This is a genomic window from Fulvivirga marina (genome assembly GCF_016775155.1).
GTDB lineage: Bacteria > Bacteroidota > Bacteroidia > Cytophagales > Cyclobacteriaceae > Fulvivirga > Fulvivirga marina.
In genome coordinates, this window is the sequence record NZ_JAEUGD010000043.1 from 170,942 (window position 1) to 184,215 (window position 13,274).

9 protein-coding genes are annotated in these 13,274 nt (G+C 41.1%); 8 read left to right on the forward strand and 1 reads right to left on the reverse strand.

Going from position 1 to position 13,274, the window contains the following annotated elements:
• The first annotated feature begins 51 nt into the window (after nt 1–51).
• The gene (locus JMN32_RS14425) at nt 52–2,058 is read left to right on the forward strand and encodes an OmpA family protein (RefSeq protein WP_238354477.1); all 2,007 of its coding nucleotides are present in this window, start codon (nt 52–54) and stop codon (nt 2,056–2,058) included.
• A 79-nt stretch (nt 2,059–2,137) separates the two neighbouring features.
• Here the strand turns inward: JMN32_RS14425 and JMN32_RS14430 are convergent, their stop codons facing one another.
• The gene (locus tag JMN32_RS14430; RefSeq protein ID WP_202857047.1) at nt 2,138–2,527 is read right to left on the reverse strand and encodes a MotA/TolQ/ExbB proton channel family protein; all 390 of its coding nucleotides are present in this window, start codon (nt 2,525–2,527) and stop codon (nt 2,138–2,140) included.
• A gap of 140 nt (nt 2,528–2,667) precedes the next feature.
• Between JMN32_RS14430 and JMN32_RS14435 the strand changes: the two genes are divergently transcribed.
• From JMN32_RS14435 to JMN32_RS14465, 7 genes are all read left to right on the forward strand, one after another.
• Nucleotides 2,668–3,432 carry a LytR/AlgR family response regulator transcription factor gene (locus tag JMN32_RS14435; RefSeq protein WP_202857048.1) on the forward strand — a complete coding sequence of 255 codons (765 nt, stop codon included), beginning with the start codon at nt 2,668–2,670 and terminating at the stop codon, nt 3,430–3,432.
• 102 nt (nt 3,433–3,534) lie between these two features.
• Entirely contained in the window at nt 3,535–4,701 is a 1,167-nt protein-coding gene (locus JMN32_RS14440; protein ID WP_202857049.1) for an AIR synthase related protein, read from the forward strand.
• A gap of 5 nt (nt 4,702–4,706) precedes the next feature.
• Nucleotides 4,707–6,620: a M1 family metallopeptidase gene (locus JMN32_RS14445; RefSeq protein WP_202857050.1), complete on the forward strand. Its 1,914-nt coding sequence runs from the start codon at nt 4,707–4,709 to the stop codon at nt 6,618–6,620.
• A gap of 236 nt (nt 6,621–6,856) precedes the next feature.
• Nucleotides 6,857–7,315, forward strand: a complete 459-nt coding sequence (locus tag JMN32_RS14450; RefSeq protein WP_202857051.1) for a GbsR/MarR family transcriptional regulator — start codon at nt 6,857–6,859, stop codon at nt 7,313–7,315.
• 81 nt (nt 7,316–7,396) lie between these two features.
• Nucleotides 7,397–8,566, forward strand: coding sequence for an efflux RND transporter periplasmic adaptor subunit (locus JMN32_RS14455; RefSeq protein ID WP_202857052.1), 1,170 nt, complete (start codon nt 7,397–7,399; stop codon nt 8,564–8,566).
• Nucleotides 8,567–8,604: 38 nt separating this feature from the next.
• Nucleotides 8,605–11,796 carry an efflux RND transporter permease subunit gene (locus tag JMN32_RS14460; RefSeq protein WP_202857053.1) on the forward strand — a complete coding sequence of 1,064 codons (3,192 nt, stop codon included), beginning with the start codon at nt 8,605–8,607 and terminating at the stop codon, nt 11,794–11,796.
• A 16-nt stretch (nt 11,797–11,812) separates the two neighbouring features.
• Nucleotides 11,813–13,222: an efflux transporter outer membrane subunit gene (locus JMN32_RS14465; protein ID WP_202857054.1), complete on the forward strand. Its 1,410-nt coding sequence runs from the start codon at nt 11,813–11,815 to the stop codon at nt 13,220–13,222.
• Nucleotides 13,223–13,274: the final 52 nt, after the last annotated feature.

Genomic DNA, 13,274 nt, shown 5'->3' on the forward strand with positions numbered 1-13,274 from the left:
TATACGATTGAGGAGTAATAATTATAAATTTAGGCAAAGGAATATTAAAATATGAATGCGACGTTAAAAATTTCGATAGCCTTTCTGGCGCTTATTCTGCTTTCGTGTAGTGCTGAGAAAAAGGCATCAAAAACTTTTGATCGCGGTCAGTTTCAGTCTACTATTGAGCTTTATGAAGGGGTACTAAAAAAGGATCCAAATAATGCGGAAGCTAACTTTTATATAGCAGAGTCTTACCGACAATCCAACAGATTGCAAGAGGCGGTACCTTACTACAAAAAGGCACTAGATAGAGGTATGAAGAATGACTCTATCCGATTGTTCTATGCGTTTGCTCTAAAGTCAAATGGTGATTATGATCAAGCGAAAAAGGAGCTTGATCAGCACTTGAAGTTGGTTAAAGATGAGGAATACCAAAAAAGAGGACAGGAGGAATATGATAACCTCAATAATTTGCAGCAGGTGAGGGCTAAGAAAAATTACTATAGAGTAAAGAACCTTGATGATATCAACACACCTGCAGCTGAGTATGCTCCTGTATATAATGATGGAGAGCTTTATTTTACCTCTTCACGAGGTGATAGCAAAATATATAAGGCCACAGGTACTCCGTTCACTAACATATATAAAGTAAAGACCAAAGGAGCGAGGATTGATACAGCTACTATAAAAGAACTCGATGAACTTATCAATAACTATAATATCAATGAGGGGGCGGTGACATTTAGCCCTGATGGAAAAACCATGATTTTTGCACGTGGGAATTCAGGAAAGAAGAAGGGGACAGCTGATGTTAATTTATATATTTCAAGTAATCGTCGTGATGGGTGGACGGAGCCAAGAATGCTGAATATTAATAATCCTGGTTACTGGGATTCAACCCCAACCTTTAGCAGAGATGGTAAAACACTCTATTTCGCATCAAACAGACCTGGGGGCTATGGTGGTACGGATATATATTCTGCCAAAAGAAATTCAAGAGGACGTTTTTATAAGGTTACAAACCTAGGGTCTGAGATAAATACCACAGGCAATGAAATGTTCCCATACATTTCTGATGATGGCTTTATGTACTTTTCCAGTGATGGGCATGCCGGTTTTGGAGGGCTGGATCTGTTGGTGGCTAAGCGTAGAAACGGAAGGATTGAAATTGAAAATCTTGGTGAGCCAATGAATACTAATGCGGATGACTTTGGCATGTATTTGTTTAAGGCAGATAGAGGTTTTTTTACATCAAACAGAGTTGGAGGAGAAGGAGATGATGATATTTATACTTTCGTCAATGAAGACCCTGATCTTAAAATTGTCAATTATTACCTGCAGGGTGTTACTATGACCCGTGACGATAATGATAAGCATATAATTCTGCCTCGGGTAGAAGTAAAACTCCTTGACCATCAAGGAGAAGTGTTGGATGAAACTGTTACAGAAGACGACGGTAAATTTCTGTTTAGGGTTTATGAGCATGAGCGCTACAACCTTGTTGGGGAGAAAAAAGGAGGTAAAGATCGATACCTTATAACCCGGGCTCAATTTACTACCGTAGGAAAGAGTGTAGACCGTGATACGCTGAAGCAGCTTGTTACGGATGTAAAATACGATACTTTACTTGTTCTGGAGAAAATTGAGAAGAACAAAATTTTCGTGCTTGAGAACATTTATTATGATCTTGATAAGTCGGACATCAGGGAGGATGCTGCAAGCGAACTGGATAAGCTTGTAACTATTCTGGAAGATAATCCGGAGTTAAAGATAGAATTAAGTTCGCATACCGATGACCGGGCTGATGATAGTTATAACATGAAGCTTTCGCAGCGAAGGGCCAAGTCAGCAGTGGATTATATAATTTCCCAGGGTATTTCGGCCAATAGATTGACTGCTAAAGGGTATGGTGAGTCTAAGTTGATCATACCTAATGCCAAAACTGAAGAGGAACATCAGGTGAACAGGCGTACAGAGTTTAAGATACTTGAAGTAGGGGAGAAAAAGCCGTCTACCGATGATAATAATGAGTTCGATGAGGACCGCTTTTTTGATGATGACGATTCAGGCCAGTAAAATAGAAAATCTAGCTTAGAAGCTGCTTCAGAAATTAATTATCTCATAATTTCTGAAGCAGTTTTTTTATTGACCCCTATTAAACTTCAACGGCTTTGTTTCTGACCGCCAAAGCTTCAAGGCCAAACCAAAGAAGATAAGCTATAATAAAAATCAGGAAGCCGTACATGGATGAGATCATAGAGACTTTTAGTCCACCGGCAAGCATGGCAGGAGATACTTCTCCCATCTGTTGAATAGCTGAGAAAGCCTGATAAAGTCCTATCAGTTGTCCAAGTATGCCAATAATCAGCCCAAATAAGCCAGTGCTTTTAATATAACCCAATCTTGATTTCATAATCAGAGGGTCATAGCTTTTGCCTGATAATAAATAGATGGCATTGGCTACCGCCAGAGTGAAAATTACCAAAAGGACCAATGTAAGTATGCCCATAAATGCGGGACCACCTTCAAAAAATAGTTTTGTCATGATAGTTAAATTTAATTGATTAATTATACAGTTCAAAGCTAGGTTGGGTAGCTACAGTTGGCAATGTCAAATCCGGCTGTAAACCTGTAATCCGTCGATTAAATTGCTCTGATTATCATTAAAAGGGGATATTCGCCACTATGAAAAGTTATGTACACATCATGTTTTGGCTCACAACGCTGATCTTACTATCAGTGGTTTTTGCCCCTTATTATTCTTCATTTGAGGAGAGTTTTTACTTTGTCTCCATGCTTATGCCAGTAGTTACTGGCACCTGTTATTTTTTTAATTACTACTTGGTACCAAAGTTTCTACTTAAAAGAAAGTATGGAGTATTTGTGCTCTACTCCATATACATGCTTGTGGCCTCATTGTACCTTGAAATGGTTGTGATCATGCTTGCATTCATTTTTCTTGCGGAGTATTCATATAACAATATGAGTCCGGTATCTTCAGATGTTTTTGTACTGGCTATTACACTTTACTTTGTGGTTTTTCTGTTCTCATTCATATTACTGATTCGTCGAACCTTCAGTAAAGAGAGAGATATTGATAGCCTTAAGGAAGAAAAGCAAAAGTATGAGGTGGGGCAGTTTACAGTACGCTCTGAGCGACAACTGAAATCGCTGGCCTATGATGAGGTAATCTATATCGAAAGTCTTAGTGATTATGTGAAAATACATCGGCGCACTGGGGCCAGTGTTGTTACCAAAGAGAAAATCAGTAAGCTTGAAGAACGTCTGCCTGAAATGTTTATCCGTATCCACCGGTCATTTATTGTCAACAAAAATGGAGTGACAGCCTATAGCAAGGAGGAGGTTAGCATCGGAGAAAATCAATTACCCATTAGCAGAACGTATAAAAATGCTGCCTGGGGTAAGCTGAATGGAGACTTAACCATTTAGGTGAGTGTGCCCCAGACTGATTTTAATTTGATGTGGCTTTAATCCGTCTAACTCTCATCACTTTTCTTATTTTTGTAGCTCTTCATTCTTTAAATTACAACTATGAGCGAGCGCTACGCACAACGTGGAGTATCAGCATCTAAAGAAGATGTTCACAATGCCATCAAGAATATTGATAAAGGGCTTTACCCTCAAGCCTTCTGTAAAATAGTAGAAGACTACATAGCCAATGATCCTGAGTATTGCAATATCATGCATGCTGATGGTGCCGGAACCAAGTCATCCCTGGCTTATATCTATTGGAAGGAAACAGGAGATATGTCCGTTTGGAAAGGTATAGCTCAAGATGCCATCATCATGAATATTGATGACCTGATCTGTGTTGGCGCATTGGATAATATATTGTTGTCCTCAACCATTGGACGTAATAAAAATCTCATTCCCGGGGAAGTAATAGCGGCCCTTATCAACGGAACTGAGGAAGTGCTGCAGATGCTCAGGGATAATGGTGTCAACATCATTAGCACTGGTGGTGAGACCGCTGACCTGGGTGATTTGGTAAGAACAGTAGTTGTTGATAGTACCGTTACTGCCAGAATGAAGAGAAAGGATGTGATCAGTAATGATCATATTGAGGCCGGAGATGTAATTGTTGGCCTGGCTTCTTATGGGCAGGCCAGTTATGAAACAGAATATAACGGAGGTATGGGCAGCAATGGCCTTACTTCAGCCCGTCATGATGTGTTCAATAAGATCTATGCAGAAACATATCCGGAAAGTTTTGACCCGGATGTGCCCATGGATCTTGTATTTTCAGGAGGGTATAAACTAACCGATACCGTAGATGATGCCCCTGTAAATGTGGGTAAACTGGTGTTGTCACCAACACGTACCTATGCTCCGGTGATGGCAGAGGTATTTAAAAACTATCGTCAGCATATACACGGAATGGTACATTGCAGTGGTGGAGCTCAGACCAAGGTGCTTCATTTTGTTGATAATTTGCACATAATTAAAGATAATCTGTTTGCAGTGCCGCCTTTGTTCCGCATCATACATGAGGAAAGTGGTACGGATTGGAAAGAAATGTATAAGGTGTTTAATATGGGTCATCGAATGGAAATTTACCTGAAGGAGGAGCATGCTGCGGACATTATTTCCATTTCTAAAAGCTTTGGTATTGATGCACAGATCATTGGTCGTGTGGAAGCTTCAGAGAAAAAGCAGGTGACTATTCAGAGTCCAAAAGGAGAATTCATTTATAATTAAAAGATATGTTAAAGCAGTTATTTTATTCATTGCTGATCCTCATGGTAGGTTTTTCGGCATGCCAACCGGAAAAAGAAAAACATGAGGATGAAGAAAAGAGCTCAAAGACCATGAAAATAGACGATCCGCATAGTTATGCACGCCCGAAGGAGTCGGTTGTAAAACACCTTGACTGGAAAGCAAAAGTTAATTTTGAAGAAAAAAATATAACGGCTAAGGCGACATTGACCATTGAAAATGCTGAAGATGCTGAAAAACTTATTCTTGATACCAAAGACCTTAAGATTGATAGCATAACCTTAGGCGATGATGAGCAGAAAGCGACCTATGACGTGGGCCAGAAAACGGATGCTATGGGTAGCCCTCTGACTATCAAAATTAAGCCTGATACTAAAAAGGTTAATGTTTACTATTCTACCTCGTCGGATGCAGAAGCTTTGCAATGGCTTTCTCCTGTTCAGACTGCAGGGAAAGATCATCCATTTTTATTTACCCAATCTCAAGCCATATTAGCCAGAAGCTGGGTGCCTATTCAGGACTCACCTGGTATTCGTTTTACTTACAGTGCAGAGGTTGAAGTTCCAAAAGGCCTGCTGGCGCTAATGAGTGCTGCAAATCCGCAACAGAAGAACGAAAATGGTATTTATAAGTTTCAAATGGACCAGCCGATTCCTGCCTACCTGTTGGCCCTGGCCGTAGGCCATGTTGAGTTTGCGGAAATAGGTCCGAGAACGGCCGTTTATGCTGAACCTTCAGTGATTGATGGAGCGAAATATGAATTTGGTGAGTTAGAAGAGATGGTAACGGCTGCCGAGGAATTGTACGGACCATACCAATGGGGACGTTATGATTTACTCGTGTTACCTCCTAGTTTCCCTTTTGGAGGAATGGAAAACCCGAGGTTGACTTTCGCAACACCTACGATACTTGCAGGAGACAGATCGCTGACGTCGCTGGTTGCGCATGAACTTGCCCACTCTTGGTCCGGAAATCTTGTGACCAACGCGACCTGGAATGATTTCTGGCTTAACGAGGGTTTTACGGTATACTTTGAACAGCGCATTATGGAAAGACTGTATGGTCGTGACTATTCAGAAATGCTGGCATCTTTAGCGGCTCAGGACCTGAAAGCTGAAATTGAAGAGATGCGGAATGATAACAATGAAATGGATACCCGTCTTAAACTTGAGTTGGAAGGCAGAAACCCGGATGAAGGGGTTACTTCGATCGCTTATGATAAAGGGTATTTGTTTTTAAGATACCTGGAAGAGCAGGTCGGAAGAGAAAAGTTTGATACCTTTTTGAAAGATTACTTCAGTAAAAACGCTTTCGAGGTAATGACTACTGAAGAGTTTATAAAGCAGCTACAAATAAATCTTCTGGATAAGGAAAGAGTAAACATCGGTAAAGTGAAGATAGAGGAGTGGATCTATAAGCCGGGGCTTCCTGAAGATGCTCCCGTGCCTCAGTCAGACAAGTTTGCCAATGTGGACAAGCAGGTTGAAAAGTTTATTAACGGAACCCCTGCTAGTGAGCTGGATACTACACAGTGGTCGTCTCATGAGTGGTTACATTTTGTCAGGGTACTACCTGTTGAACTTGATAATAACAGATTGACCGAACTAGACAAAACTTTTGGCTTTACCCAAACGGGCAATTCAGAGGTGTTGATGGCATGGTTACTACAGGCTATTAAGCATAATTACGAACCTGCATACTCTAAACTGGAACATTTTCTAGTCAATACAGGGAGAAGGAAATTCTTAACTCCGCTCTATGGTGAACTGCTCAAGACAGAAGCAGGTAAAGAGCGTGCTATAAACATTTATGAACAAGCCAGACCCAATTATCACTTTGTAGCGACCAATACTATAGATGAAATGTTAAATTGGGAGGAACAAAGCAAAACTGAAAATTAATGGCTAAAGTAACCTAAAAGGTTATCAGGTAAATACCAATGGTGGCCTCTTATGAAACTATGAGGCTGCTTTGCAAGCATAATATTATACAGGAGAAATCTTTTAACCGGTTTCTCCTGTCTCTTCCCTCCTATTTTAAAACTACATACAGCCAATTTTAGAAAGTAAATTTTATGGTTCTTCAGTTGCGGAACTAAAAAAACTTATTAGTTTTGTATAAACTATAAAAAGTACCTATGCTAAGTGATGAGCAAAAACTGTTGGTAGAGAAGATCGGCTTGATGCTGGAGTCAGAAGGCCTTTCCCCAGCGGTGTCAAGGGTATTGGGGCTTTTATTAGTAAGTGATAAAGTTGAGTTGACTTTTGATGAGATAAGAGAAACCTTAAACTTGAGCAAAAGTGCAACAAGTAATGCTCTCAACATTGCTATAAAACTGAACAGGGCCGAATATATTACTAAACCCGGAGACAGAAAGCGTTATTTTAAATCGAAGATTGAACTTTGGAGAGAACATGTTATGGATGGCTTTTGTAAAAAATGCAGCTGGTCCAAAATGTTCGAGGAAGTGCTTAAACACCGCACTAAGGAAACCAAAGACTTTAATAAGGCTATCAAAGACCTTGTCAATTTTTTAGAGTACATGGGGAAAGAGTTGCCCAAGCTATATAAAGAATGGGAAAGTAAAACCAAATAATTTTTTTCTCGTATTAGTTCTTTAAATACAGAACTAACTAGTAATAACAGGAGGTTAAAAATAAAAAAAATCACGCAAGTAATGAAGAGAAAATTTATTTATGGAGCCATTATTTCGTCAGTAGTATTTGCATCATGTGCAAAGCAGCAACAGCAGGCTCAGGGACCATCCGGACCACCACCGTTTCCTGTAAGTGCTGTTTCGAAGCAAGACGTTACTTCATATACAAATTATGCAGCAAGCATTGAAGGGGAGCAAAATGTTGAAATCAGGCCAAAGATTGACGGGTTTATAGAAGAAATTTATGTACAGGAAGGTGATTGGGTCAAGGCAGGGCAACTACTTTTCAAGATTAATGCAGATCAACTCGAGCAGCAGTCTAATGCTGCCAAAGCAACTATTACAGCAGCTGAGGCAAATGTGGAGGCGGCGCAGCTGGAAGTTGAAAAGCTTAAGCCGTTGGTTGAAAAGAATATTGTGAGTCAGAAACAATTAGCAACAGCCGAAAGCAATTTATCAGCAGCCAAAGCAGCTTTATATCAGGCGACTGCCAACTATAATAACAGCAGAGAAAATCTGGGTTATGCGTACCTAAAAAGTCCGGTGTCGGGAGTGTTGGGAAGTATCCCTTATAAAGTAGGAGCTCTGGTAGGACGTAACGAAGTTCAGCCATTAACCACTGTAGCAGATATCAGTAGCGTAAGGGCTTACTTTTCTCTTAATGAAAAACAGTTGCTTGCCATCAACAGGCAGTTTAAATCTGATAAGAACAAAAGTCTGATAGATGAGTTGCCGGAAGTTTCGCTTGTGTTGATAGACGGATCAGAATATGAGTATAAAGGCGAAATTAAAACCATAAATGGGCTGATCAATACACGTACAGGTAGTACTCAATTACAGGCTACTTTTCCCAACCCGGACTTTTTGCTAAGAAGTGGCAGCAGCGGGGAAATTAGGTTTCCGGTTGTTCATAAAAGTGTTTTCAGGATTCCTCAAAATGCAACTTTCGAACTACAAAATAAGAAGTTAATCTATGTAGTTGGAGAAGATAATAAGGTTAAACCTACACCAGTGGAAGTTGTGACAAGTGTTGAGAAAGATTTTATAGTTAAGTCTGGTTTAGAGGAAGGGGACAGGATTGTTATAGCAGGAGCCAACAAACTTAAAGATGGTATGCAGATAACGCCTCAAGGTGAAAATGTGGCTGGCGCCTCTTCACCTTCAACTGCATCAGTGGCCTCAGGAAAATAATAGGCTGCATCTAAAACATAGTTTAATAAAACGATATCATGTTAAAGAAATTTATAGAACGTCCCGTACTTTCTACAGTGATCTCTATTCTTATAACTATAATAGGGGTTCTGGGCTTAACGTCATTGCCCATAGAGCAATATCCGGAAATAGCTCCTCCCACGGTTCAGGTGCAGGCGATATATACTGGGGCTAATGCAGAAACAGTATTAAATAGTGTGGTCATTCCCTTGGAGGAGGAGATCAATGGAGTGGAGGGGATGACCTATATGACTTCAACAGCCAGTAATGATGGAGCCGCCAATATCAGTGTTTATTTTGAGCTGGGTACTGACCCTGATATTGCTGCTGTGAACGTTCAAAACAGAGTAGCCAAGGCTAATAGCAAACTACCTCAAGCGGTGTTGCAAACGGGTGTTACCACACAAAAGAGCCAAACCAGTGCTTTAATGTTTTTCTCCTTGTTTTCAGGTAATGATAATTACGATGAAACTTTCGTGGAAAACTATGCCAGAATAAACCTGGTGCCCCAATTACAAAGGATCAAAGGGGTTGGTCAGGTAACTGTATTCGGATCCAAGGATTACTCCATGAGAATTTGGATTAAGCCTGAAAAGATGGCAGCCTACAAGCTAATGCCTTCGGATATCCAGAATGCTTTGCGAGAGCAGAATATTGAAGCAGCTCCGGGTAAGTTTGGAGAGAATGCCGAAGGTATATACGAATACGCCATCAGGTATAAAGGGCGGCTTTCAGAGGCTGTAGATTATGAAAATATCATCATCAAATCAATAGGGAATGGTAACTATTTGCGCCTTAAAGATGTAGCAGATGTAGAGCTGGGAGCTTTTAACTATGGAACTAAAAATATAGCCATGGGTAACCAGGGCGTTGCCGTAGGTATATTCCAAACTTCCGGGTCTAACGCTCAGGAGATCATTAAGCAGATAGAATCTGTGCTCTCGGAAAACAAAGCTACTTTTCCCGAAGGTTTGGATTATGTAATTCCTTATAACACTAAAGACTTTCTGGATGCTTCCATTGATCATGTTATCCAAACATTAGTGGAAGCTTTCATCCTGGTGTTTATAGTGGTCTTTATTTTCCTGCAAGACTTCAGGTCAACATTGATCCCTGCCATAGCTGTTCCGGTAGCTATCATAGGTACATTCTTCTTCCTTCAGCTGTTTGGCTTCTCTATCAACATGCTGACCCTGTTTGCCTTAATACTTGCTATTGGTATTGTGGTGGATGATGCCATTGTGGTGGTAGAGGCAGTACACGCTAAACTTGATGAAGGAGCAAAATCTGCCAAAAAAGCAACCCTTTCGGCGATGAGTGAGATTACCGGTGCAGTGATCTCTATTACATTGGTTATGTCGGCCGTATTCATACCGGTTTCGTTTTTAAAAGGTCCTGCAGGTGTATTCTACCAGCAGTTTGCCCTTACTCTGGCTATCGCCATTGTGATCTCGGCGGTTAATGCCCTTACCTTAAGCCCTGCACTATGTGCATTGCTGTTGAAGCCGCACGACCCGTCAGAAACACATAAGAAGGGAGTTAAAGCAAGGCTGTTTGGTGCTTTCAACTCGGCTTTTAATGCCGTAACCGACAAGTATATTCATTCCTTAAGATTTCTTGTAAAAAGAAAGGCAGTGGCTATAGTTGGTCTCCTGGTATTTGTGGCTATTTCCGTTGTGCTTTTCAGGTCTACCCCATCAGGGTTTATTCCTAATGAGGATCGCGGGATAATCTTTGCCGATGTGACAATGCCTGCTGGCACCACACTGGAGCGGACAGAGGAAGTGGTTAGAGAGTTAGACTCAATTTATGCATCCATGGATATCCTGGATGCCAGGATGAATATTGTGGGATTCAGTTTGCTGAACAGGGTAAATGGAGGTTCCTACGCATTCTCTGTAGTTAGTCTTAGGGACTGGGATGAAAGAAAAGGCGAGGGGGAATCAGTGCAGGCGGTTGTAGGTCAACTTTTTGCAAGAACGGCACATTTTAAAGATGCAAGAGTGCTATTCTTTACTCCTCCTAGTGTTCAGGGTTTTGGTAATGCTGACGGTTTTGAAATGAGGTTGCAAAATAAAGGAACGGCGAGCTGGCATGAATTGGCAGGTACAATGGGGCAGTTCCTGGGGGCTCTGAATGCAAGACCTGAGGTGCAATATGCGCTTTCATCTTTCAACCCTAACTTCCCGCAGTTTAAAATGGACATCAATGTCGAAAAGACTAAGGAGGCAGGACTGTCAGTGAATGAGATCATCAATACGCTTCAAGGCTATTATGGTGGTTTGTACACTACGGATTTCAACAGGTTTGGAAAGCAGTACCGCGTTATGGTGCAGGCTAAACCTGAGGATAGGGCTACAGCAGAGTCTTTGGATGGCGTATATGTAACTAACACTCAGGGCGAGCTGGTGGCTATAAGTGAGTTTGTGGATATCGAAAGGGTTTATGGGCCCGAGGTTGTAAGCAGGTTTAATATGCTTAATGCTGTTACCATCAATGGTAAGTCTAATCCTGGTTATAGTTCAGGAGATGCCGTAAGTGCCATTAGAGAAGTAGCAGCTCAGACTTTACCTAACGATTACACTTTTGAGTTTTCAGGTATCACGCGTGAAGAAGTTAAAACCGGAGATCAGGCGATACTTATCTTTTTGCTTAGTCTTGTTTTTGTTTACTTTCTTCTAAGTGCTCAATATGAGAGTTACATATTACCTCTTTCGGTCATTGCCTCACTTCCTGTAGGTGTGGCCGGTGCTATTGCGTTTGTGAACCTAGCTGGCCTTGATAACAACATTTATTTTCAGGTAGCTCTTATCATGTTGATTGGTTTGCTGGCAAAGAATGCCATTTTGATCGTAGAGTATGCCATACAGAGAAGAAGAGCAGGAATGAGTTTGGTTGCTTCCGCTATTGATGGTGCCAAAGCCAGGTTGAGGCCAATCCTAATGACTTCATTTGCCTTTATTCTCGGGCTTATGCCACTGGCACTTTCTTCAGGTGTTGGAGCTGTGGGTAATCGTTCTATCGGTATGGGAGCGGTAGGCGGTATGCTCATAGGTACTATTTTCGGAGTATTTGTAATACCTGTATTGTTTATCATTTTCCAGGGGTTACAGGAAAAGGTAAGTGGAAAAGTAATACATGAAGATGATGCCGAAACCTACATGCACAATGGCTACCAAAAGCAATCACTAGCAGCATTGACTGAATAATCTTTAAAAGGAAAAAATGCAAATAAGAAATATATATACGGGGTTGTCGGGACTGGTATTGGCAGTTATTTTATCGTCCTGCCTCGCCACCAAAAATTATAATCGTTCTGAAATAGAAATAGAGGGGTTGTATAAGAATTTTACAGCAACAGATTCGACAACCCTTGCCAATATTCCATGGCAGGACCTGTTTCCAGATGAATACCTCAATAAGCTTATTGGTGATGTCCTTGCCAATAATCAGGATATAGGGATAGCAGCGCAAAGGATAGTCGCAGCACGGGCTTACTTCAAACAGAAGAAACTTGAATTCCTGCCCTCCGTTGGTGTTGGAGCAAGCGTTACTCATCAGGAATTGGCGGAGAATAGTCAGTTTGGATCCTTTTTTAATGGGAGTATAGATCAGTATCAACTGGCAGCAGACCTTTCATGGGAAGCTGACATATGGGGTAAGATAAGAAGCAACAAAAGAGCCTACTATGCGGCTTATATGCAAAGTGAGGCGGCATACCGGGTGGTGCAGACTAAGCTGATTGCTTCTGTAGCCAGTACTTATTATCAGTTATTGGCCTTGGATGCTCAATTGATAGTAGCGGAAGAAACTGTAGAAAACCGAACCTTAAGTCTTGAAACTATGAAGAGTCTTAAGGAGGCAGGAAAACAAACAGAGGTTTCGGTTAAGCAGAGTGAGGCTCAGCTATATGGTGCTCAAATTCTTGAAACAGACCTTAAAAAGCAGATCCAAATAGTTGAAAACACACTTTCTCTGTTGTTGGGAGAAGTTCCGCAGGAGATAGAGCGTGGGGAGCTTGAAGAGCAAGAGCTAGATGTCGATATCAACGTTGGGCTTCCTGCTCAGCTGATGCGTAACAGGCCTGATATTATAGAAGCAGAGTATGGTCTTGTGCAGGCGTTTGAATTAACCAATGTTGCTCGTACACAATTCTACCCTTCGCTGACACTTTCTGCAACCGGTGGTTTTCAAAGTATAGAATTTGATAACTGGTTCGATACGGGTTCTCTGTTTGCAACCATAGTTGGAGGTTTGACACAACCAATTTTTAATCAGGGGAAGATCAAAGCTCAATATAAAATATCACAGGCAGAACAGGAACAGGCTTTGCTGAACTTTAGAAAGTCGGTTTTAAATGCAGGTCGTGAGGTAAGTAATGCCATGGTGACTATTACTGCAGAAAGTGAGAAGTATGACTTAAGACTGAAGCAGCGTGATGCATTGAGTGAAGCTGTAACCTATTCAGAGGAGTTGCTTATCAATGGTTATGCGAGCTACCTTGAGGTATTGACAGCAAAGGATAATGAACTATCTGCAGAATTGAACCTGATAGATACTCAATATAAAAAGCTTACTGCCATAGTTGACCTTTATCAGGCATTGGGTGGTGGATGGAAGCAGGTTGATTTGTAGTATGAGTAGGCACTGATGGAGTATATCTCCACAGTGCCTTTAATGTTAATGG

Excerpts from the sequence above, each read along its gene's own strand:
- JMN32_RS14440 (WP_202857049.1), top strand. The coding sequence starts at position 3,535 with ATGAGCGAGCGCTACGCACAACGTGGAGTATCAGCATCTAAAGAAGAT.
- JMN32_RS14445 (WP_202857050.1), top strand. The coding sequence starts at position 4,707 with ATGTTAAAGCAGTTATTTTATTCATTGCTGATCCTCATGGTAGGTTTT.
- JMN32_RS14430 (WP_202857047.1), bottom strand. The coding sequence starts at position 2,527 with ATGACAAAACTATTTTTTGAAGGTGGTCCCGCATTTATGGGCATACTT.
- JMN32_RS14460 (WP_202857053.1), top strand. The coding sequence starts at position 8,605 with ATGTTAAAGAAATTTATAGAACGTCCCGTACTTTCTACAGTGATCTCT.
- JMN32_RS14465 (WP_202857054.1), top strand. The coding sequence starts at position 11,813 with ATGCAAATAAGAAATATATATACGGGGTTGTCGGGACTGGTATTGGCA.
- JMN32_RS14455 (WP_202857052.1), top strand. The coding sequence starts at position 7,397 with ATGAAGAGAAAATTTATTTATGGAGCCATTATTTCGTCAGTAGTATTT.
- JMN32_RS14425 (WP_238354477.1), top strand. The coding sequence starts at position 52 with ATGAATGCGACGTTAAAAATTTCGATAGCCTTTCTGGCGCTTATTCTG.
- JMN32_RS14435 (WP_202857048.1), top strand. The coding sequence starts at position 2,668 with ATGAAAAGTTATGTACACATCATGTTTTGGCTCACAACGCTGATCTTA.
- JMN32_RS14450 (WP_202857051.1), top strand. The coding sequence starts at position 6,857 with ATGCTAAGTGATGAGCAAAAACTGTTGGTAGAGAAGATCGGCTTGATG.